This is a genomic window from Streptomyces sp. NPDC040718 (assembly GCF_055593565.1).
The window spans coordinates 179,521-203,103 of record NZ_JBVIXO010000003.1; the positions used below are offsets into that span (position 1 = coordinate 179,521).

General features: G+C 74.8%; 13 protein-coding genes. 12 read left to right on the forward strand and 1 reads right to left on the reverse strand.

Features of this window, described 5'->3' with window-relative positions; translation table 11 throughout:
• Positions 1-4 precede the first annotated feature (4 nt).
• From ACZ597_RS09540 to ACZ597_RS09565, 6 genes are all read left to right on the forward strand, one after another.
• Positions 5-1,063, forward strand: coding sequence for a FecCD family ABC transporter permease (locus ACZ597_RS09540; RefSeq protein ID WP_471327236.1), 1,059 nt, complete (start codon positions 5-7; stop codon positions 1,061-1,063).
• Between the two features lie 38 nt (positions 1,064-1,101).
• Positions 1,102-1,953: an ABC transporter ATP-binding protein gene (locus tag ACZ597_RS09545; RefSeq protein ID WP_471327239.1), complete on the forward strand. Its 852-nt coding sequence runs from the start codon at positions 1,102-1,104 to the stop codon at positions 1,951-1,953.
• A gap of 102 nt (positions 1,954-2,055) precedes the next feature.
• On the forward strand, positions 2,056-3,108 hold the full coding sequence (locus tag ACZ597_RS09550) for an iron-siderophore ABC transporter substrate-binding protein (RefSeq protein WP_471327242.1): 1,053 nt from the start codon (positions 2,056-2,058) through the stop codon (positions 3,106-3,108).
• A gap of 2 nt (positions 3,109-3,110) precedes the next feature.
• Positions 3,111-4,907 (forward strand): ABC transporter ATP-binding protein, encoded by a 1,797-nt coding sequence (locus ACZ597_RS09555; protein ID WP_471327245.1) that lies wholly within the window; start codon positions 3,111-3,113, stop codon positions 4,905-4,907.
• A gap of 45 nt (positions 4,908-4,952) precedes the next feature.
• Positions 4,953-15,920 carry an amino acid adenylation domain-containing protein gene (locus ACZ597_RS09560; RefSeq protein WP_471327248.1) on the forward strand — a complete coding sequence of 3,656 codons (10,968 nt, stop codon included), beginning with the start codon at positions 4,953-4,955 and terminating at the stop codon, positions 15,918-15,920.
• Entirely contained in the window at positions 15,907-17,607 is a 1,701-nt protein-coding gene (locus tag ACZ597_RS09565; protein ID WP_471327251.1) for an ABC transporter transmembrane domain-containing protein, read from the forward strand. The genes ACZ597_RS09560 and ACZ597_RS09565 overlap by 14 nt, the downstream gene beginning before the upstream one ends.
• Positions 17,608-17,622: 15 nt before the next feature.
• On the opposite strand, the gene ACZ597_RS09570 is transcribed toward ACZ597_RS09565, so the two are convergent.
• On the reverse strand, positions 17,623-18,750 hold the full coding sequence (locus ACZ597_RS09570; RefSeq protein WP_471327254.1) for an alpha/beta hydrolase-fold protein: 1,128 nt from the start codon (positions 18,748-18,750) through the stop codon (positions 17,623-17,625).
• Positions 18,751-18,843: 93 nt separating this feature from the next.
• Between ACZ597_RS09570 and ACZ597_RS09575 the strand changes: the two genes are divergently transcribed.
• The 6 genes from ACZ597_RS09575 to ACZ597_RS09600 all read left to right on the forward strand — a co-directional run bounded on the left by ACZ597_RS09575 (position 18,844) and on the right by ACZ597_RS09600 (position 23,577).
• The gene (locus ACZ597_RS09575) at positions 18,844-19,056 is read left to right on the forward strand and encodes an MbtH family protein (RefSeq protein WP_471327257.1); all 213 of its coding nucleotides are present in this window, start codon (positions 18,844-18,846) and stop codon (positions 19,054-19,056) included.
• A 51-nt stretch (positions 19,057-19,107) separates the two neighbouring features.
• Positions 19,108-19,614, forward strand: coding sequence for an amidohydrolase family protein (locus ACZ597_RS09580; RefSeq protein WP_471327260.1), 507 nt, complete (start codon positions 19,108-19,110; stop codon positions 19,612-19,614).
• Positions 19,615-19,671: 57 nt separating this feature from the next.
• Complete coding sequence (locus tag ACZ597_RS09585) at positions 19,672-20,094, forward strand: CBS domain-containing protein (protein ID WP_471327262.1); 423 nt, start codon at positions 19,672-19,674, stop codon at positions 20,092-20,094.
• A 38-nt stretch (positions 20,095-20,132) separates the two neighbouring features.
• Entirely contained in the window at positions 20,133-20,378 is a 246-nt protein-coding gene (locus ACZ597_RS09590) for a DUF6213 family protein (RefSeq protein ID WP_471327264.1), read from the forward strand.
• 91 nt (positions 20,379-20,469) lie between these two features.
• Positions 20,470-21,900, forward strand: coding sequence for an amidase (locus tag ACZ597_RS09595; protein ID WP_471327267.1), 1,431 nt, complete (start codon positions 20,470-20,472; stop codon positions 21,898-21,900).
• Positions 21,901-22,023: 123 nt separating this feature from the next.
• Complete coding sequence (locus ACZ597_RS09600; RefSeq protein ID WP_471327269.1) at positions 22,024-23,577, forward strand: alpha/beta fold hydrolase; 1,554 nt, start codon at positions 22,024-22,026, stop codon at positions 23,575-23,577.
• Positions 23,578-23,583 lie beyond the last annotated feature (6 nt).

Here is a 23,583-nt window from a genome sequence, read left to right on the forward strand (position 1 = left end):
GGACATGAGGGCAGTGGTGGCGCCGGGGGTGCGGCTCGGCCGGGTGTCGTTCGTCTGGCGGCCCTGGATCGCGGCGGCCACCGTGCTGCTGGCCGCGGCGGTCTTCCTGCTGGCCTGCCTGTCCATCGGCGTCGGGGAGTTCCCCATCGCCCTGCCGCAGGTGGTCGCCACCGTCCTCGGCGGCGGCGAGCGGGTCGACCAGTTCGTGATCATGGACCTGCGGATGCCGAGGGCGCTGGCCGGGCTGGTCGTGGGCGTCGCCGTGGGGGTGTCCGGGGCGATCACCCAGTCCGTCGCGCGCAACCCGCTGGCCAGCCCGGACATCCTGGGGATCACCGGGGGCGCCGGCATGGTGGCGGTCTTCCTGGTCACGGTCTCCGGCGGGGCCGCCGCGGCCGTCGCCGACGCCGTGGGCCTGTCCGCGGCGGCGCTCGCGGGCGGGCTCGGCGCGGGCCTGCTGGTCTACTTCCTGGCGTGGCGGCGCGGGGTCGACGGATTCCGGCTGATCCTGGTCGGCATCTCGGTGAGCGCCGTGACGGAGGCGGTCACGACCTGGCTGCTGGTCACGGCCGACATCAGGGACGTGGCCCGCGCGCAGGCGTGGCTGATCGGCTCGCTGGACGGCCGCTCGTGGGGCGAGGTCCGGGTGGCGCTCTGGTGCACGCTCGTGCTGCTGGGCGTCGTGGCGTGCGCGGCGTTCCAGTTCAAGCCGCTGCACCTGGGTGACGAGGTCGCCGCCGGGCTCGGGGTGCGCTACTCGGCCGTACGGGCCGTGCTGCTGCTGTGCGCGGTGCTGCTGGCCGGTGTCGCGGTGAGCGCGGCGGGCCCGGTTCCGTTCGTCGCGCTGGTGGCGCCGCAGGCGGCGATGCGTCTGGCGAGGTGCCCGACACCGCCGTTGGCGGCCTCCGGGCTGGTGGGGGCCCTGCTGCTGATCGGGGCGGACCTGGTCGCCCGTACGGCGCTGCCCGTCACCCTTCCCGTCGGCGTGGTCACGGCCGCGATCGGCGGTCCCTTCCTCGTATACCTGCTGGTGCGGGCCAACCTCCGCCAGGGCCTGTCCTAGCCGTCACACATTCGGGCACACACGGAACAGGGGGACTCGTGGCCGCAGAGCACGACACCGGGGGCGCTTCCGGGGCCGGTGGCGCCTCCCGGCTGGCAGCCAGGGGCGTCACGGTCGGGTACGGCGGCCGGACCGTCATCGAGGACCTCGACGTGGTGATCCCGCCGGGGGTGGTCACCACCATCATCGGACCCAACGGCTGCGGGAAGTCGACCCTGCTGCGGACCCTGTCGCGGCTGCTGAAGCCGACCGGCGGGACCGTGGTGCTGGACGGGGAGGACATCGGCCGGCTCCGCACCAGGGACGTGGCGAAGAAGCTCGGCCTGCTGCCGCAGGCACCGGTCGCGCCGGAGGGGCTGACCGTGTCCGACCTGGTCACCCGGGGCCGGCACCCGCACCAGGGCTGGCTTCGGCAGTGGTCCTCGGACGACGCCGCCGTGGTGGAGCGGGCGCTGGCCATGACCGGGGTGTCCGACCTGGCCGACCGCCCGGTGGACACCCTGTCCGGCGGGCAGCGCCAGCGCGTCTGGATCTCCATGACGCTGGCCCAGGGCACCGACCTGCTGCTGCTCGACGAGCCGACCACCTACCTCGACCTCGCCCACGCCGTCGACGTGCTCGACCTGGTGGACGACCTGCACGAGGGCGGCCGCACGGTGGTCATGGTGCTCCACGACCTCAACCTCGCCATCCGCTACAGCGACAACCTCGTGGTGATGAAGGCGGGTTCGGTCCTGGCGCAGGGCCACCCGCGCGAGATCGTCACCACCGCCCTGCTGTACGAGGCGTTCGGCCTGCGCGCGGAGGTCATCGACGACCCGGTGGGCGACCGCCCGCTGATCGTCCCGATAGGCCGCGCGCACGTACGGCGCGGCCCCGCTCGGACATAGATACGGGGCCAACTAAGGCTAGGCTGCCCTTAGTTGGAGCGCTAGGGTTTGGCTGCCCCCGGGCGGCAATGCAACGGACGGCACGAGAGCAAGGGATCGCGGATGCCCCTCCAGCGAACGGCACCACGTACGAACCCGCGGCGGCGCCCTGCCGCCGCCCTGTCCGCAGCGGCCCTCGCGGCCGCCCTCCTCGCCGGATGCGGCTCCGGCCCGGCCGCCGACAAGGGCGGCGACGCCCCCGCCGCCGCGACCGGCGCCTTCCCGGTCACCGTCGAGCACGCCTTCGGCACCACCGAGGTCGCCAAGGCCCCCCGCCGGGTCGTCTCCGTCGGCTACACCGACGACCAGGCCGTCCTGGCGTTCGGCATCAAGCCCGTGGGCATGGTCGACCAGTACCCCAACCCGCCGGGCACCAGCCCCGACGTCAACACCCAGTGGCCCTGGGTCAAGGACAAGTGGGGCGACACCCGCCCCGAGGTCGTCATGAACAACGGCGACACCGCCCCCAACTACGAGAAGATCGCCGCCCTGCGCCCGGACCTGATCATCGCCGTCTACTCCGAGATCGACCGGGCCGCCTACGACAAGCTCTCCAAGATCGCCCCCACGGTGGGCCGTACCAAGGCCGAGAAGGAGCCGTTCAGCGCCCCCTGGCAGGACAACGCCGTCCACATCGCCAAAGCCCTCGGCCAGGAGCGGCAGGGCGCCGCACGCGTGAAGGGCATCCAGGACCGGCTCGACGCGGCCCGCGGGGCCCACCCCGAATTCGCGAACCAGACGGCCGTGGCGCTGTCCTGGTACAAGGACGCGGCGGCGCCGTTCACCACCACCGACGTACGCGGACGGCTGGTGACGGGCATCGGCTACAAGGGGCAGACCGAGATCGACAAGATCGCGGGCGGCAAGTTCTTCACCGTGCTCTCCCCGGAGCGGATGGACCTGATCGACGTCGACCGCATCTTCGTGATCAACGACAAGGCGGACCAGGAAGCCCTGAAGAAGTCCGAGCTGTTCGCCAACCTGAAGGCCGTCAAGAACGGAAAGGTGTCCTACCTCCTCGACAGCGAGGGACCCGCCGTCGGCGCCGCCATGTCCCAGGGCACGCTGCTCTCCCTGCCCTACGCGATCGACGAACTCGTCAAGTCGGCCGGCTAGGCGTGAGCACCACCGGAACCCGCCCCGCCCCGTCGGCCCTGCGCACGACGACGGGCCGCGAGGCCGCCCGCTGGGTCGCGGCGCACTGCCGCGAGAGGCCCTGGCTGACCTCCGCCACCGTGCTCACCACGGTGGCGGGGGCCGCGCTCCAGGTGCTCCCGCTGCTGCTGCTCGGCCGGGTGGTCGACGCCGCGGCCGCCGGCGGACCGCGCTCGGTCCTGTTCCGCACCGGCGCGGTGATGGCAGCCGCCGCCCTGCTCGGCGCGGTCGCCGCCGCCCTCTCCACGTACCTGGTCGGACGGCTCGGCGCGGACCTGCTCGCCCGGCTGCGCGAGGGCGCCGTCCGCGCGGTCCTGGGCATGCCCAGCGCCCGGATCGAGCAGGTCGGCCGGGGCGACGTCCTCTCCCGGGTCGGCGACGACGTCGCCGTGCTGTCCCGGGGCATCCGCTCGGCCGTGCCCACGGTGTTCTCCGCCGGCGTGCTCGTCGTCATCGCCACGGCCGGCATGTTCGGCCTGGACTGGCGGCTCGGCCTGGCCGGCGCCGGCGCGCTGCCCGCGTACGCGCTCGCCCTGCGCTGGTACCTGCCCCGCTCCGCCCCCCTCTACCGCAGGCAGCGCGCCGTCCAGGCCGACCGGGCACAGGCCCTGATCAGCGGTCTGGACGGCATCGACACGGTCCGGGCCTACCGGCTCGAAGACGCCGTCCGCGAGAAGGTCACCGCCGAGTCCTGGCGGGTGCGCGAGCTCGGCATCGAGGTGTTCCGGCTCTTCGGCCGCTTCGTCGGCAGGGAGAACCGCGCCGAGTTCATCGGACTGGTGCTGATCATCGTGGTGGGGTACGCCCTGCTGGAGGCCGGCGCCGCGACCCTGGGCGAGGTGGCGGCGGCCCCCCTCGTGTTCCACCGGCTCTTCACCCCGCTCGGCTCCATCATGTTCACCTTCGACGAGGCTCAGAAGTCCGGCGCGAGCCTGACCCGGCTGGTCGGAGTGCTCGGCGAAGGCGCACCGGACCGGCTGGTGGGTGCGCCCGCGGTCGCACCCGCGGAGGCCGGCGCCCACCCCGTCACGGTCAAGGGGCTGACCTTCACCTACCCCGGCGCCGAGGAGCCGGTGCTGCGGGACGTCGACCTGGCGATCCCGGCGGGCGGCTCGCTCGCCCTGGTCGGCGCGACGGGCGCGGGCAAGTCGACCCTCGCCGCCCTCGTCGCGGGCATCGGGACCCCGCAGACCGGCTCGGTGCACATCGGCCCGACCGACCTCGCCGACCTCGACGAGGCGGGGGCCCGGGCCCTGGTGAGCATCCTGACCCAGGAGACGCACGTCTTCTCCGGGACGCTCGCCGACGACCTGCGCCTCGCCGCGCCGGGGGCGTCCGACGCCGAACTGGCGGACGCCCTGCGCACGGCCGGCGCCGCCGAGTGGGCCGGTGCCCTGCCCGAGGGGCTGGACACCGCGGTCGGCGAGGGCGGTGAGCGCCCGGACGCCACCCTGGTCGCCCGGATCGCCCTCGCCCGGCTGGTGCTCGGCCGTACGCCCGTGGTGGTGCTCGACGAGTCCACGGCCGAGGCGGGCAGCGAGGGCGCGGCCGGACTGGAACGGGCCGTGCGCGCCGCCTGCGCCGGCCGGACCACCCTGTTCGTGGCGCACCGGCTGACGCAGGCGATGGCCGCGGACCGGATCGCCGTACTGGACGCGGGACGGGTCGCCGAACAGGGAACCCACGAGGAACTGGTGGCCCTGGGCGGCCGGTACGCGGGCCTGTGGCGGGCCTGGCGAGAGGGAAGCCGGCCCACCTGATCCGGTGGGCCGCCGCAAGGCAACCGAAGGGGCGTTGAGTCTTTGATGACCGAACCGACCGCTCGTCTCGTGCGGCTTTCTCCCACCCGGCTGGCCGGTGTGCGCCGGCGGGCCGGCGACCAGGGCGACCACGGCGACAGGACCATCGCCACGGCCTGCGCCATCGGGCTGTCGTACTGGGCGACGGGCCGCGGCCCCGACGGCACGGCGCTCACCCCGAGCACCCCGTTCACCGACGTCCTCGCCCTGGCCGGCCGCGGCGGTGCCGCGCCGGCCGGCTGGGAGGTCGGCGCGGACGGCCGGAGCATCGCCGTCCCCGAAGGCGTCGGACCGGCCGACGCGCAGCGGGCCCTGGACGACCTGGCCGACTTCCCGGCCCGCCCCCTCGGCACCATCGGCCCGGGCGGCGCGGCGGAGCGGGCCGCGGTCCTGGCCTCGTGGAACGACACCGGCGCAGAGCGGGCCCGCCCGACCGTCGTGGAGCTGTTCCGCGAGCAGGCCCGGAGGAGGCCGGACGCCGTCGCCGTCGTGGACGGGCACCGGACGCTGACCTACGGCCGGGCCGCGGAACTGGCCGCCCAGCTGGCCCACCACCTGACCGAGCACGGCGTCACCGCCGAACAGGCCGTCGGCATCTCCCTGCCCCGCTCCGCCGACATGGTGATCGCCCTGCTCGGCGTGCTCCAGGCCGGGGCCGCGTTCGTGCCCCTCGACCCGCAGTGGCCGGCCGCCCGCAGAGCCGCCGTCATCCAGGACGCCGGCGTGGTGCTCCAGCTCAACGACTCCGGCGAACACGACCCCGCCGAACCGGAGGCCGTGGCCGTCGACCTCGGCGACTGGCAGTTCGCCTCCCACCCAGCCGACGGGCCCGCCGCCCCCGTCCCCGGCGCCGCCCTCGCCTACGTGATCTTCACGTCGGGATCGACCGGCCGGCCCAAGGGCGCGATGATCCGGCACGAGGCGATCAGCGAGCGGCTGCTCTGGCAGAGCCGGGAGGTCCTGGGCTTCGGCCCCGACGACGCGTCACTGTTCAAGGCCCCGCTGTCCTTCGACATCTCCGTCAACGAGATCTTCCTGCCGCTCGTCACCGGCGGCCGCCTGGTGGTCCTGCGGCCCGGAGGCGAACGCGACCCCCACCACCTGCTCGGCGTCATCGCCGAGCAGCGCGTCACCTTCACCTACCTCGTGTCCTCCATGCTGGACGTGCTCCTGGAGATCGCGGGCGACTCCGGGCGGCTCGACAGCCTGCGGCACGTCTGGTGCGGCGGCGAGGTGCTCACCCCCGAGCTGTACGAACGCTTCCGCGCCCGGCTCGGCATACCCATGTACCACGGCTACGGCCCGGCCGAGACGACGATCGGCGTCTCCCACGTCGTCTACCGGGGCGCCGCCGAACGCCTCACCACCTCCATCGGCAAGGCCAACCCCAACACCCAGCTGTACGTCCTCGACGAGGAACTGCGTCCCGTCCCCGTCGGCGTCGGCGGCGAACTGTACGTGGGCGGCTTCCTCCTCGGCCGCGGCTACGCGGGCGCCCCCGGCCTCACCGCCTCCCGCTTCGTCGCCAACCCCTTCGCCGCGGACGGCTCCCGCCTCTACCGGACCGGCGACCTCGCGCGCTACGCCCCGGACGGCTCGCTGGACTTCCTCGGCCGGGCCGACAACCAGGTCAAGATCCGGGGCATGCGGCTGGAGACCGAGGACGTCGAGGCCGGCCTCGCCGAACACCCCGAAGTCCGACACACCTGCGTCGTCGCGCGGAAGAACGCGGCCGGCGCCACCCACCTCGTCGGGTACGTCATCCCGGCCGCCGGAAGCGAACACCTGCGGGCCGGCGAGGTCAGGGACTGGGCCGCCGCGCACATGGTGGAGTACATGGTCCCCGCGCACGTCGTCGTGCTGAAGGAGTTCCCCCTCACCGCAAACGGCAAGATCGACCGGGACGCGCTGCCGGAACCCGAGACCGGATCCGGCCCGCTGCTCGCACCCGCCACCGAGAACGAACGCCTGGTCTGCGCGGCGGTCGCCGCCGTGCTCCGGCTCGACGAGGTCGGCGTCGACCAGGACTTCTTCCGGCTCGGCGGGGACAGCCTCCTGGCGATCTCCCTGCTGAGCGCCCTGCGGGACGCCGGACTGCACGTCACGGCCCGGCAGATCTTCACCCACGGCGTCGTCGGGGACCTGGCGGCGGTGGCCGGCCGGGCGGTCGCGGCCCCCGTGGACGACGGTGACACGCCCACCGGCCCCGTGACCGGATCGCCGATCGTGCGGTGGCTCGGCGGGACCACCGACGCGATCGACGGCTTCGTCCAGTCGGTGGTGCTCGACACCCCCGCGGCGCTCACCGCCGAAGCCCTCGACCGGATCCTGACCGCCGTGCTGCGGCGGCACGACATGCTGCGCGCCCGCCTGGTACGCGGCGACCGCTGGAGCTTCGACGTCCCCGGGGCCGACCCGGTCCGCGCCCGGTGGGAGGAGAGCGACCGGCCCCTCGACGCGTGCGTGGCGCTCGCCACCGCCGGACTGGACCCCGAGGGCGGGGTGATGCTGCGCGCCGTCTGGCGCCGCGCGGAACGCCAACTGGTCCTGGTCGTCCACCACCTGGTGATCGACGGGGTGTCCTGGCGGATCCTGCGCGACGACCTCGCCGCGGCCTGGCGGCAGACCGCCGCGGGCGGCCCGGTCGAACTCCCCCCGGTGGCCACGTCGTTCCGTCGCTGGACCCAGCTGCTGGAGCGCGCCGACTTCGGCGCCGACCGGGACCACTACCGGCGGCCGCTGCCCGCACCGGACGCACCGCTCGGCCGGCGCGCCCTGTCCGCAGCCGACACCGTCGCACGGGAGCGGGCGGCGACCGTCACCGTCGGCCCCGGCGTCACGGCCGCCCTGCTCGGCACGGTCCCCGCGCGGTTCCACACGGGCCCGCGTGCCGTACTGCTCACCGCGCTCGCCGTCACCCTGGCCCGCTTCCGCCGCCGGCTCGGGCAGGACCAGACGTACGCGCACATCGAACTGGAGGGCCATGGACGCGAAGGCGGCCTGCTGGCGGACACCGCCGGCTTCGAGCCCGAACTGTCGCGCACCGTGGGCTGGTTCACCACCCTCTTCCCCGTGACCGTGGACCCGGGATCCGCCGCCGACCCCACCGCGCCCGAATACCTGGCCGCCGCGCTCAAGGCGGTCAAGGACGACCTCGCCCGGGTCCCCGGCAACGGCCTCTCCTACGGCGTCCTGCGCCACCTCGCCGGCACGGCCTTCGACGCCCCCGCCCCCCAGGTGCTGTTCAACTACCTGGGCCGGTCCGGCGCCGGAACCCCCGGTGACTGGGAACTCGCCGGGACGACGAGCCAGTTGGGCGAGCGGCGCGACCCGCGGATGCGGCTGCCGCGCGCCCTGGAGTTCAACGCCGTCGCCCAACCGGACCCGGCCGGCGGCTACGAGCTCGCCACCACCGTCACCTGGCCCGAGGGGATGTTCACCGACGAGGACGTCGAAACCCTCACCGGCTGGTTCCGGGAGGCCCTCACCGGACTGGCCGGCCTGGCCCCGCTCGGCCTGGGCGGCCGCTCGCCCGGCGACTTCCCCCTGGTGCCGCTCACCCAGGACGACGTGGACGGCCTCGACGGGCCCGCCCTGCGGGACGTACTGCCGCTGACCCCGCTCCAGGAAGGCCTGTACTTCCACTCCGTCTTCGACGACGACTCCCCGGGCAGCTACGTCGAGCAGCAGCTGCTGACCCTGGAGGGAGAGGTCGACCCCGGCCGGCTCGCGGCGGCCGCCACCCGGCTGCTCGCGCTCTTCCCGAACCTGGCCGCCCGCTTCACGGACCTCGCCGACGGCCGGGTGGTCTCCGTACTGGAAAGCGGCGTCCACGCCCCGTTCACCACCCTGGACCGCCCCGCCGCCACCGCCGAGGAGATCAGCGCGTACGCCGAGCGGGACCGCCGGGCCGGCTTCGACCTGGCCACCGGCCCGCTGATGCGGTACACGCTCATCCGCACGGGCCCCGCACGCGGCGTCCTGGTGCAGACCGTGCACCACCTCGTCGCCGACGGCTGGTCCGTGCCGCCGATGCTCCGGGCCCTGCTGGCCGAGTACCACGCACCGGGCAGCGTGCACCCGCGCGGCGGCTTCACCGACTACGTGCGCTGGCTGGCCGGGCGCGACCAGGACGAGAGCGACCGGGTGTGGGGCGAACAGCTCGCCGCCCTGCCCGGCCCCTCACTGGTCGCCGAAGGGCACACCCCCTCCGACCGGTTCGCCGACGCCGCCGCGGACGCGTACGGAGACCCCGAGGCGGCCGCCCGCTCGGCCGGCGTCCCGCTGAGCGCCGCCGTGCACAGCGCCTGGGCGCTCACCCTGGGCGGCCTCCTGCACGGCACGGACGTGGTGTTCGGCTCCACGGTCTCCGGTCGCGACGCCGGCCTGCCCGGCATCGAGGACATGGTCGGCCTGTTCATCAACACCGTCCCCGTGCGCGCCCGGTGGACCGCCGACACCACGGCCCGCGAACTCCTGGACTCCGTGCGCGCACACCAGAGCGCGGTGCTGGCGCACCAGCACGTCTCCCTGGCGCGCATCACCCGGCGGGCGGGCGCCGGCCCGCTCTTCGACACCCTGGTCGTCTTCGACGTCGCCGCCGATCCGGCCGCCCTCGGCGGCCCCGGCGACACCCTCGCCGTCACCGCCGTCGTGAACGAGGGCGCCCCGCACTACCCCCTCACCCTGGTGGTGGAGCGCTCCGCCGAAGGCCGCCCGCGCTTCAACCTGATCCACGACCGCGCACTGCTGCCGGAGGACGGCGCCCGCACGCTCCTGGACACCTTCAACCGCACCCTCACCACCCTGCTCACCCGCCCCGGTGCCCTCGTCGCCGGCCTGGGCACCGCCGACGGGACCCGGCTCCCCGCCGCGACCGCCCGCACGACCCTCGGCGCGCTCTTCGACGCCGCCGCCCGCCGGGACCCGGCGGCGACCGCCGTCACCCACTGCGCCCTGGACGGCGCCACCCGCTCCCTGACCTACGGCGAACTGGCGGACGCGAAGCGGGAACTGGCCGCCGTACTGCGCGCCGCCGGCGTCGGACCGGGCGTACGGGTCGCCGTCGCCGTACCGCGCTCCGTGGAGCAGGTCGTCGCCCTGCTCGCCGTCGTCGGCGCGGGCGGCGCGTACGTACCGCTGGACCTCGCCCACCCCGACGAACGCCTGGAGTTCGTCCTCGCCGACTCCGCCCCGCGGGCCGTGCTGGTCGAGCCCGGGCAGCGGGAGCGCTTCACCCGGCTGCTGGCCCGGGCGGGCGTGCCGGCCCGGCTGCTGGTGCAGGGGGAGGAGCCGGCGGCGGAGACCGCCGCCGGCGAACCCGCGGGGGCGGGCCCGCACGATCCCGCGTACGTGATCTACACCTCCGGCTCCACCGGCAGGCCCAAGGGGGTCGTCGTCACCCACTCCAGCGTGGTGGCCCTGCTGGCGAACACCTGGCACGACATGGACCCCTCACCGGACGACGTCTGGGTGCAGTTCCACTCGTACGCCTTCGACTTCGCGGTCTGGGAACTGTGGGGCGCGCTCGCCCACGGCGGTGAACTGCTCGTACCGGACTACGGCCTGACCCGCTCCCCGGCCGACTTCCACCGGCTGGTCCGCGAGCGGGGGGTGACCGTCCTCAACCAGACCCCCTCGGCCTTCCGCCAGTTCACCGAGGCCGACCGGCGGGCCGGCTCCCCGGCCACCGCACTGCGCCGGATCGTCTTCGGAGGGGAGCCGCTGGACCTCGGACCGCTGCGCGGCTGGGCCGAGCGGCACGGCACGGACTCGCCCGAACTGGTCAACATGTACGGGATCACCGAGACCACCGTCCACGTCACCCACCGGCGCCTGACCGACGCGGACTTCGGCCGGCCCGCCGGCGGCGACGGCGCGAGCCCGATCGGGACCCCGCTCCCCGGCCTGGTCGCCCACCTGCTCGACGACCGGCTCCGGCCGGTGCCGCCCGGCCGGGTGGGCGCCGTGTACGTGGCCGGCGATCAGGTCGCGCTCGGCTACCTGGGCCGCCCGGGGCTCACGGCGGGCCGCTTCGTGGCCGACCCGTTCGCCGGCGACGGCTCCCGCATGTACCACACGGGCGACCTCGCCCGCCGCACCCTCGACGGCGGGCTGGAGTTCGCCGGCCGCGCCGACGACCAGGTCCAGCTCAAGGGCTTCCGCATCGAACTCGGCGAGGTCGAGTCCGAGATCAGGGAACTCGACGGGGTGACCGACGCGGCCGTCACCGCGGCCGGCGACCACCTCGTCGCCCACGTCGTCGGCCCGCTCCCGGGCGGCCCCGACGCCCTCACCGCCGCGCTCTCGGCGCGGCTGCCCGCCCACATGGTGCCCGCCCGGGTCCTGACGGCCCACGCCCTGCCGCTGACGGTCAACGGCAAACTGGACCGCGCTGCCCTGACCGAACGGGCCGCACGGCAGCCGGACCTCCCCGCGGCCCCGGCCGGCCCCGCCCTGGCCGACCTGGTCGCCGTCTTCGGCGACACCCTGCCCGGCACCGCCGTCGACGCCGACAGCGACTTCTTCCGGGCCGGCGGCGACAGCATCCTCGCCATCACCGTCGTCAACCGGGCCAGGGCGCTGGGCCACCCGGTCACGCCCCGGGACGTGTTCCTGCTCCGGACCCCGCGGGCGCTCGCCGAACACCTGGCGGCCGGCACCCCGCGAACCCCGGCCGCACCCGAACCCGCGCCCGCCGCCGTGCAGGACGCAGGCCCCCTCGTCCCCACGCCGATCATCCTGCGCCAACGGGAACTGGGCGGCTCCCTCGCCCGGTTCGCCCAGGCCAGGACCCTCGCCGCACCCGAGGGCACCGGCTTCGCCGACGCCGAGCGCGCCGCGAACGCAGTGGTCGCCGCGCACCCGGTGCTGCGGCTGCGGCTGAGCACCGGACACGGGGTGTGGGCGCTGAGCACCGGACCCGCCCGCGCCGTGGAGGTCGTACGGACGGACACGGCCGACGCGGCGACCGCCGCGAACGAGGCCGCCGGACGCCTCGACCCCGCCGCCGGGAACGTCGTCGCCTTCACCTGGCTGGAGCCCGGCCGGACCCTGGTGGTCACCGCGCACCACCTCGCCGTCGACGCCGTGTCCTGGCTCATCCTGCTGGACGACCTGGCCGCCGCCCTGCGCGGCACCCCGCCCGCCCCGCCGACCACCTCCTACGCCGAGTACGCGCGGGCCCTGGCCCACGGAGCCGCCCCCGGCACGGGCGACCCCGGCACCCCCGGTCCCGGGCACTGGATCCACACCCTCCAGGCCCCGCCGCTGCTGCCCGCCGGACCGCCCGGCCGGACGCGGGTGACCACGGCCGTGCTCCCGCCCGCCGCCGCCGGCTTCCTCACCCGCACCGCCCCCGCCGCCCTCGGCACCGACCTCACCGAACTGCTGTGCGGCGCCCTGCGCACCGCGCTGACCCGCGTCCAGCCCGCCCCCACCGACCTCGCGGTCGACCTGGAGCGGCACGGCCGGCACCCGGTGCTGCCCCACCACGACTACACCCGCACCATCGGCTGGTTCACCTCCATCGCCCCCGTCCGGCTCACCGCCCGCACCGACCCCCTCGCCGCGGCCCGCGAGGCCGCCGAACGCCGGCCCGACGAGGCGGCACACCTCGCCTACGGACGGCTGCGCCACCTCGACCCGCAGACGGCCCCGCTGCTGGCCGCCGCCGGCACCCCGCAGGTCCTGCTCAACTACCTCGGCCGGGGCTGCGAGTCGCAGGCACCGCGCATCACCGGCGGCGAACAGGGCAGCCCGTACGCCGTGGAGGTCAACGCCTGGACCGACGCGGCCACCGGCGGCCTGCACGCCGAGTTCACCCTCGCCGACGGCGTCCCCGACGAGATCACCGGGCACTGGCTCGACGCCCTGGAACTCCTCGTGGAGGCCGCCGGCGCGGACGGGCGCACGGCGCCCGTCACCCCCCTCCAGCGCGGCCTGTTCTTCCAGGCCCAGCTGGGCGGCCCGGCCGGACACTACGTCGCACAGAGCTGGTTCACCTTCGACCGCCCCCTGGACACCGGGGCCCTGGCCGACGCCATGGCCTGGGTGATGGCACGCCACCCGGTCGTCGGCGCCGGCTTCGGCACCGACGACGACGGCAACCCGGTCCAGCTCCTCGCGGCGGGCCGGCGCGCCCCCGTCCGCACGCTCGCCCTCACGACGGACACGGAGGTCGAGGCCCTGCTCGCCCGGGACCGCGACACGGGATTCGACCCGGGCGAGCCGCCGCTGCTCCGGCTGACCGTGGTGCGCCTGCCCGGCGGGCGCGACGGCCTGCTGCTCAGCTACCACCTGCTGCTGTGGGACGGCTGGTCCCGCGAGACCGTGCTGCGCGACCTGTTCGACGCCTACGAGGCCGCCCTCGCCGGGACCCTCACACCACCCGCTCCCGCCGCGCCGGGCTTCGAGGAGTACGCCCGGGCGCTCGCCGCGAAGGACCCCGCCCCGGCGGAACGGTTCTGGGCGGAGCACCTGGCCGGCCTCCCGGGCCCGACCCTGCTCGCCGGAGCGGCACCGGCCCTCGCGGACGGCCTGCCCCGCACCCTCGTCGACACGCTCTCCGCCGAGCGCTCGCAGCGGCTGCGGGAAGCCGCCCGGGCCCACGGCGTCACCCTGAACACGGTGCTGACCGGCGCGTTCGGCCTGCTGCTCGGAGCGCGCACGGGCCGCGCCGACGCCGTGTTCGGCGTGACCGTGTCCGGCCGCGAGGGCGAGGGCCTGTCCGGCGTCGTCGGCGTGCTCCTCAACACCGTGCCCGTGTGGACCCGGCCCCGGCCGGGCGCGACGGCGGGGGAGTACCTGTCGGACGTACAGGCCGCCCGGGTCGCCGCGATGGAGCACGAGCACCTGGGACTCGGCGAGATCCAGCGGGCCGGCGGCCACGACACCCTCTTCGACAACCTGTTCGTGCTCCAGAACTTCCTGGACATGGACGCCTTCGCCGCGATGAACACCCGGCACGGCATCACCGCGGTGCGCGCCGACGACTCCACCCACTACCCGTTCACCTGGGTCGTCACCCCGGGAGAACGGCTCACGGTCAAGCTGGAGTACCGCGACCACGACACACCGGCCGCCCGCCGCCTCCTCGACGACTACCTGCGCGTCCTCGACGACCTGGCCCGCGCGACCGGACCCCTCGGCTCGCTGCCGGGACTGGGCCCCGAGCCCGTGGCGGGCGTACGCACGGACATCGGCACGGACACCGTCGTCGACCGCTTCGACCGCGCGGCGGACCGGGACCCGGAGCGGATCGCGCTCGTCGCCCACGGCCGCGACATGACCTTCGGCCGGCTCCGCGACCGCAGCCGCGAGGTCGCCGGAGTCCTCGCCCGGCGCGGCATCGGCCCCGAGAAGACCGTGGGCATCGCCGTCCCGCGCTCCCTCGACTCGATCGTGGCGCTGTTCGCGGTGCTGCGCACCGGGGCCGCGTACGTACCGCTGGAGCTGGACCACCCCGACGAGCGGATCGCCGCCATCGTCGCGGACGCCCGCCCCGACGCGATCCTCACCGTCAGCGCCGTCGCCCCCCGGCTGGGCGGCGAACTGATCGAGCTGGACCGGCCGCTCCCGGAGGCCGAACCGCTCGTGACGTTCGCCCCCGGGGACCCGTACCGGCTGCGGCACCCCGCGTACACGATCTACACCTCCGGATCGACCGGGCGGCCCAAGGGAGTCGTCACCGAGTACGCCGGGCTCACCAACATGCTGGCCAACCACCAGCGCCGGATCTTCGAGCCCGTGCTCGCCGAACACGGGCACCGCACCTTCCGCATCGCCCACACCGTGTCCTTCGCCTTCGACATGTCGTGGGAGGAGCTCCTGTGGCTCGCCGACGGACACGAAGTGCACGTCTGCGACGAGGAACTGCGCCGCGACGCCCCCCGGCTGACCGCGTACTGCCTCGAACACGGCATCGACGTCGTCAACGTCACCCCGACCTACGCCCAGCAGCTGGTGGCCGAGGGCCTCCTCGACGACCCGGAGCGCCGCCCCGCGCTGGTGCTGCTGGGCGGCGAGGCCGTCACACCGGCCCTGTGGCAGCGGCTCGCAGACACCGGCGGGACCGCCGGCTACAACCTGTACGGGCCCACCGAGTACACCATCAACACCCTGGGCGTCGGCACCTTCGAATGCCAGGACCCGGTGGTGGGCGTGGCCATCGACAACACCGACGTCTACGTGCTCGACCCCTGGCTGCGGCCGCTGCCGGACGGAGTGCCCGGCGAGCTGTACGTGTCGGGCACCGGTATCGCCCGCGGCTACCTCGGCCGGCCCGGCCAGACCGCGCACCGGTTCGTGGCCTGCCCGTTCGGGGCGCCGGGCGAGCGGATGTACCGCACCGGCGACCTGGTGCTGCGGCGGCCCGACGGGAACCTCGCCTACCTCGGCCGCACCGACGAGCAGGTCAAGATCCGGGGCCACCGGGTCGAACCGGGCGAGGTCGAGGCCGCGTTCACCGCCCACCCGGCGGTCCGGTTCGCGGCCGCCGTCGCCCAGCCCGATCCGCAGGCCGGCGGATCCCGCCGGCTGGCCGCGTACCTCGTCCTGGAGGACGGCGCCGACCTGGCGGCGGTCGCCGCCGAGGTGTGCGCCGCGCTGCCGGACTTCCTGCGCCCGACCCACTACGCGCGGGTCGGGGGCATACCGCTGACCGTCAACGGGAAGGCCGACACCAAGGCGCTGCCGGAGGCCAGGCCGCTCGGCGCCCTCACCACGGCGGGGGAACGGGCCCCGCGCCCCGGGACCGAGACCGTGGTCTGCGAATACTTCGCGGAGGCCCTGGACCTGGACGACGACGAGGTGAGCGCGGTGGGCGACTTCGTGTCCCTCGGAGGGCACTCCATGCTGGCGGTGCGGCTGATCGGGCTGCTCCGCCGCGAGTACGGTCCCGTCATCACCATCCGAGACCTGTTCACCCTGCGCACCCCGGAAGCGATTGCCCGCCACCTCGATGAACGCTCCTGACACGCGGGAGCCGCGCACGGGCTCCGACATCCTGCGCACCGCGCTGCGCCGCAACCGCGGCGCGATGGCCCGGGGCACCCTCCTCATGGGCCTCTACCAGGCGGGCGAGACCGCCTTCCCCATCGCGCTCGGCCTGATCGTCGAGCTCGCGCTGCGGGAGCGGAGCCCGGGCGCGCTCGTCCTGTCGATCGCCGCACTGGCCGTGATCATCACGACCGTGTCGCTGTCGTGGCGGTTCGGCATGCGCGTCCTGCAGAAGGCCAACACCACCGAGGCGCACCGCTGGCGGGTCCGCGTCGCGGACTGCGGACTCCAGCCGGTGGCCAGGGACACCGGCCTGAAGTCCGGCGAGGTGCTGACCCTCGCCACCGAGGACGCCGACCAGACCGCCGACATCATCGAGGTGGTGCCCCTGCTGATCAGCTCGCTCGTGGCGGTCCTGGTCGCGGCCGCCGCCCTGGGCCTGGCCGACCTCCGGCTCGGCCTGCTGGTGATCGCCGGCACCGTGGCGATCCTGTCGGTGCTGAGCGTGCTGTCCAAGCGGATCGGCTCCAGTACCCGCGAACAGCAGGCCCGGGTGGCGCGGGCGGGCGCGAAGGTCGCCGACCTGATCACCGGCCTGCGCCCGCTGCACGGGTTCGGCGGCAACCACGCGGCGTTCCGCTCGTACCGGAAGGTCAGCACCGAGGCGAAGCGGCAGGCGGTCACCGTCGCCCGGGTCAACGGCGCGTACGCGGGCACCGCGCTGGCCCTGAACGCGGTCCTCGCCGCCGCGGTGACCCTCACCGCCGGATGGCTGGCCTTCGAGGGCAGGATCACCATCGGCGAGCTCGTCATGGCCGTGGGCCTGGCGCAGTTCATCATGGAACCGCTCAAGCTGTTCTCGGACATGCCGAAGTACGTGATGACGGCGCGGGCCTCCGCCGAGCGCATGGCCCTGCTGGCGGCCGCCCCCCCGGTGGCCGCGCCGGGGACCGGGCGCCCGGCCCCGGGCGCGGACCTGGAGGTCGACGGTGTCCGCCACGGCTCCCTGCGCGGGCTGCGGTTCCGGGTTCCGGCAGGCGAGTTCGTGGCGATCGCCGCCTACCAGCCGCGCGCCGCGGCCGACCTCGCCTCGGTACTGGCCCTGCGGGTGCCGCCCGGCGCGTACGGGGGAGCGGTCCGGCTCGGCGGCCGGGACGTCGCCGGCCTGTCCGTGGAGGCGGTACGCGAGCACCTGCTGGTGAACCCGTACGACGGGGAGATCTTCGCGGGCACCCTCCGTACGAACATCGACCCCTCGGGCACCAGCGGCACGGTCCCCGAGGCCGTCGGGGCGTCGATGCTGGCCGATGTCGTCGCCCTGCACCGGGAGGGGCTCGACCACCCCGTCCGCGACCGCGGCGCGAACCTCTCCGGCGGGCAGCGCCAACGCCTCTCCCTGGCCCGGGCGCTGGCCGCCGACAGCGAGATCCTGGTCCTGCACGACCCGACGACGGCCGTCGACGCGGTCACCGAACAGCTCATCGCGCGGGGCGTCGCGGAGCTGCGCCGGGGCCGCACCACGGTCGTGATCACCAGCAGCCCCCCGCTCCTGGACGCCGCCGACCGGGTCCTCGTCCTGGACGGTGGCGTCATCACCGCCGAGGACACCCACCGCAACCTGCTGGCCGGCGACGCCGACTACTGCCGGGCCGTGGCCCGTTGACCCCGCCTCCCGGGATCAGCCGAGCGCCCAGACGACGTCGCGGAGGAGGGCGTGGCGCCACCCCGCCCGGTCGTGCGCCGAGGCCGAACGCGAGACGCGTACGGCCGCGCCGGCCCGCGCGGCCAGCGTCTCGGTCAGCGCGCAGTGCGGCAGCATCCGCGTCTCGTGCTCCCCGACGTCGAAGGCGACCCGCAGCCCGGACAGGTCGGGGCGCTCGCGCAGCCGCGCGGCGACGGCACCGCCGACCGGCCCGCCCAGCGGGTCCGCCGAGCCCGTCGCGCCGGGCGTCCACCAGAACGACCCCGACTGGCAGGCCACGCGCGACACCAGCTCGGGGAACTCCAGCGCCGCGTACACGGCGCTGAGCCCGCCGAGGCTCTGCCCCGCGACCACCAGCCGGTCCGGGTCCGCCGGCACCCCGGATTCCGCCACCAGCGGCAGCAGTTCGTCCCGGACCGCCTCCCACAGGCGCGGACTGCACGCGAACTCGGCCTCCCGGTCCCTGACCGGGAGGAAGGCGAGCGTGACGGGGGGCGCCGCGCCGGCGGCCACGGCCGAGTCGAAGGCGGCCGTCGCCGGGTGCAGGTACAGCCAGTCGTCCCCGTCGAGCAGCAGCACCAACGGGCCGCCGCCGCCCGCCGGATGGAGGCGTACGGTGCGCCGCCCGCCGGTCCCCCCGGGGACCCAGCGGATCCTGGCGGGGGGCAGCGGCAGCACGGCGTCCGGCCCGAGGTCGGGCCAGTGCGGCTGGGCCGGGGCGTCCGGGGTCGCGGCGATGGACCGGTCGCCGCCCGCGCCGACCGGGTTGGAGGGGTCGGCGTACGCGGAGCCGTCCGCGAGGAACCAGTAGGTCACGCGCAGCCGTTCGGGCATCCACACCTCGGCGTACCAGCAGTCCGTGCCGGCCCACCGGCGCAGCGGCACGGGTTGCGACCAGCTTTCGAAGACCACGTCGGCCGGGGAGCCGCGCCACAGGAACAGGGTCGTCCAGCCGCCGCCGTCGGCCGGCACCGACGTGGGCGGGCCCGCCGTGTCCACGGCGGACCAGAACTCCGCGCCGCCGGGAACGCCGGTAAGTCCGTACGAGGCGAAGGGGCTCCGGGCGCCCTCCGAGGGGCCGTCCACCGCATCCGTGGGGCGCATCGAGGTCTCCTTGTGAGCGGCAAGGGGAACGTCTAAGCTCATCGCAATCAGGTGAGCCTAACCTAATCAGAACGTTCCGGGGAGGCACCGACCGTGAGCACCAATCCGTTCGACGACGCCGAAGGCAGCTTCCTCGTCCTGGTGAACGACGAGGGCCAGCACTCGCTCTGGCCCTCCTTCGCAGCAGTGCCCGGCGGATGGACGCCCGTCTTCGGCGAGGACACCCGGGACGCCTGCCTGGACTTCGTCGACACCCACTGGACCGATCTGCGCCCCCGCTCCCTCGCCGAGTCCGCGGACGCCTGACCCGGGGGAGTCTCGCTCTCCACCAGTTTCACCAGCGCCCGCTTCCTGGCCATGGACCCGGACCGCCCGGACGCCCGCGAACCGGGCGTCCGGCGCGGCCGGATCGTCGGCCTTGACGAGGCCGTGGCCTTCCTTCGGCCACAGCCCGGTGGAGCTCGGCACCTGGCAACTCACCTGGGAACAGGGCCTGTTGCCGATGCGCGCCCAGCTTATGGTCTCCGCCGACCGGCTCCGCCCGGCCGCCGCGCACGAGGCCGACGGGATCCCCCGGGCCCTCGGCCTCGGCCTGCGCACAGGCTTCGGCGACGCGCCTCGGAGTCCGGCAGGCGGACCGGCCCGGACGAGGCCGTCACCGTCGGGGAGGCCTTGTACGCCTCCACCGTCGCCGCGGCCCGCGCCTGCCACTGGGAGCACGTCGCGGGCACCCTCACCCCGGGCAAACGCGCCGACCTGGCCGTTCTCGGCGACGACCCGCGGCGGGTCCCGGTCCCGCGCATCGGCGCCGTCGAGGTGGTCGCCGCGAGGCCGGCGGGTGATCGGGCGCGGGGGCGTGCGTAGCGCCCGCCGGGGTGGGTAGGCGCCCGGCAGGAGCCGCTTCCAGCAGCGGGAGGACCCATGACCCGAAGCGTCCACGAGGTGATGACCTCGAACCCGGTGACCGTCGGGAAGCTGACCTCCCTGGCGGAGGCCGCACGGGTGATGCGGGACGCCGGCATCGGGGACGTCCTCGTCGTCGACGAGGGCCGGCTCCACGGCATCGTGACCGACCGGGACCTCGTCATCCGGGGCATGGCCGAGAACCGGGACCCGGCCGAGACGACCGTGCGCGACATCTGCACCACCGAGCCGCTCACCGTCCGGCCGGGCGACGACGTCCACCAGGCGGTCGCCCTCATGCGCCGGAACGCGCTGCGCCGGCTGCCCGTGCAGACGGAGGACGGGGAACTGGTGGGCGTCGTCACCCTGGGCGACCTCGCGGTCGAGAGCGATCCCGGCTCCGCCCTGGCCGCCATCGCGGCCGCCGAACCCGGCAGCTGAGGCGCGCCACCCGGCGCGGGAGCGAGGGAGGCGCCGCCGTGCACGCGTCCATCCCCCTGGTCTCCGTACCGGACGGCCGGGTGCTGATCCCCGCCGAGGAGGTCACCGGGCTGCTGCGGAACCTCGCGGGGGAGTGGCTGTACACCGTGTACCAGGGCGGGGCCCCGCTCGATCCGAGGACCACCCTCGGCCTGGCCGGCGTACTGATGGCCTTCGCGGACCAGATCGACGTGGAGTGCATCGCGTACCTGCCGGGCACGGAAGAGGAGCCGCCCGGCCGGTGACCGCGTGCCGAACCCGCTGAACCCCTCCCGTGTTACTTCTCGGTAGGGAATGATGGCGGGCGACCACTCACACGGCGGGGGCTGATCAGCGGTGACCACTTTCGACGACCGGACCGGCGACCGGACCAGGGTGCACGCGTTCCGGGACGACGCCTTGGGCGAGCACGACGGCGTCGGCCTCGCCGCCGCGATCCGGCGGGGCGAGGTCTCCGCCGCCGAGGCCGCCCGGGACGCCCGGGAACGGGTCCGCGCGGTCGAGGACCGGCTCAACGCCGTCCAGGCGTACACGGACCCCGCCGCTCCCACGGGCGCGGCGGGCACCGGCGCCTTCGCGGGCGTGCCGACCTTCGTCAAGGACAACACCGACTACCGGGGGCTGCCCACCGGCCACGGCAGCACCGCCTTCCGGCCCGGCCCGGCGCGGCGGCACGCGCCCTTCGCCCGGCAGCTGCTGAGCAGCGGCGTCACCGTGCTCGGCAAGACCCGGCTGCCCGAGTTCGGCTTCAGCCCCAGCACCGAGTACGAGGACGCCGAACCGGTCCGCAACCCCTGGCACACGGGCCGCTCCGCCGGCGGCTCCTCGGGCGGGGCGGCGGCCCTCGTCGCCGCCGGAGCCGTGCCCCTCGCGCACGCCAACGACGGCGGCGGCTCGATCCGGATACCCGCCGCCTGCTGCGGCCTCGTCGGCCTCAAGCCGACCCGCGGCCGGGTCGTGCCGAACGACCAGAGCCGCCGGCTCCCCCTCGACCTCGTCTGCGACGGCATCGTGAGCCGCTCCGTGCGCGACGCCGCCGCCTTCCTCTCCGCCGCCGAGACGTACTGGCGCAACCCCGCGCTGCCGCCCGTGGGCCTGGCCGAAGGCCCCTCGGGGCAGCGGCTGCGCATCGGCTTCCTGGCGGACTCGCCGAACGGCGTCCGGTCCGACGACGCCACCCGGGAGGCGGTCGCCCGTACGGCGGCGGTGCTCCAGGGGCTCGGGCACACCGTGGAGCCGGTGGAGATGGCCATCGACCCCGCCTTCACCGACGACTTCCTCACCTACTGGGGAATGCTGTCCTTCCTCATAGGCGCCACGGGCCGCACCCTCGGCACGGACTTCGACCGCGACCGCATGGACGCTCTCAGCAGGGGGCTGCGCCAGACGTACCTGGAGAACTGGCGGCGCACCCCCGGGGTACTGCGCAGGCTGAAGCGGACCAAGGAGGCGTACGCGGCCGCCTTCCGCGGGCTCGACCTCGTCCTCACCCCCGTCCTCGCCCACACCACGCCGGCGATCGGCCACCTCAGCCCGGCCGTTCCCTATCCGACGCTGATCGAGCGGATCCTCGCGTACGTGGCCTTCACACCGGTCGACAACGTCGTCGGCACCCCTTCGGTCTCGCTCCCCGCGCCGACCACGACGCAGGACGGACTGCCCGTGGGCGTCATGTTCTCCGCCCGCCCCGGCGGCGAGCGCAAGCTGCTGGAGATCGCCTTCCAGCTGGAGGCCGAGCACCCGTTCCGGCGCGTCCAGGACCGGTGACGCACCGCTGATGTGCGGGGGTCCCGACCCGGCGGTAGCGTTGACTCGCATGCGTTCCGTCCGCACCGCTGGGCACGGACCAGCCGGGCAGCTCGGGGAAGTCGGCCGAGGAGCGGGATCGGTATGGCGAAGCACACCCTCAACGCGGCGGCCGCCGCGGCCGCCCTCGCCTGCCTGTCGGCGTTCGGACCGGCGCAGGGCACCGCCGCCGCGGCACCGGCGCAGCCCGCAGGGACCGGCTCGGCGGCGCCGTCCGCACGGTTCGTGCCCGGCCCCTGCCCCAGGACGCCCGAGCCGATCGAGGCGCTGAGCACGGCACGGTGCGGGTACCTGGAAGTCCCCGAGAACCGGGCCCGCCCCGGCGGCCGGACCATCAAGCTGGCCGTGGCGGTCATCAAGGCCGCCTCGGCGAAGCCCGCCCCGGACCCGGTGGTGTTCATGGCGGGCGGCCCCGGCGGCGACACCTTCGACGACATCCCCTTCCTGATCGACTCCGGTCTGAACAAGGACCGCGAACTGATCGTCATGGCCCAGCGCGGCAACCTCTACGACCAGCCGAACCTGGCCTGCCCGGAGATCGACCGGTCCAACGCGGAGGCCGTCGCCTTCGGCTGGGACGCGCCGGAGGCCAAGCAGCTGATGCTGAAGGCGGTCAAGGAGTGCCGGGACCGCCTGACGGCCGACGGGACCGACCTGAGCGCCTACAACAGCACCGAGAACGCCGCCGACTTCGCCGACCTGCGCACGGCCCTCGGCATCGCGCAGTGGAACGTGTACGGGTACTCGTACGGCTCCAACCTGGGCCTCACCTACCTGCGGCTGCACCCCCAGGGGATCCGCTCCCTGGCCATCGACTCGCTCAGCCCCCCGCAGGTCACGATCCTGCCGTGGGGCTGGAGCAGCGCCCGGGAAGGACTCGACGCCGTCTTCGACGCCTGCGCGGCCCAATCCGCCTGCAAGAGCCGCTACCCCGACCTCCGCAAGACCCTGGACGAACAGGTGGCCAAGCTGGAGGCGAACCCCCTGACGCCGGACGCCCGTCCGCCGGGCGGCGGGAACCCGGTGAAGGTCGTCCTCGACGGAGGCACCCTGCTCAACATGATGGTCGGCTTCAACGTCAAGCCCGTCGACCTCCCGGCCGCGATCGAGGAGCTCGGCCGGGGCAACCCGGAGCGCTTCGCCCAGGGCCGCGCGAGGGACTCCGTCGCGGCCGTCGGCCAGACCGCGCACGGACTCACGGAGTCGGTGGCGTGCGGCGAGTGGGTACCGGGCACCTCGGAGCCCGACGTGCTGGCCGCCGGGCGCGAGGCCTTCCCCGGCTGGCCGGAAACGGTCCTGGCCCAGACACCGCAACTCCCCTTCCAGTACGACGTGTGCAAGGTCTGGAACGTCGCCGACAACGCGGCCGAACACCGGGTGGCCACCGTCAGTTCGGTGCCCTCGCTCGTCATCTCCGGGACGTTCGACATGAAGACCGGGGCGAGCTACGCGAAGGACGCCTCCCGCACCCTGTCCCGCTCCACCTCCGTGCTGATCCCCGGGATCGGGCACTGGGTGGTCCCGCAGTCGAAGTGCGCGCAGCAGGTGCTCGCCTCGTTCCTCGCACGTCCGACCGCACCCGACACCGGCTGCGTGGCCGACCTCACGCCGGCCCCGTTCACCATCACCACGAAGTGACCGGGA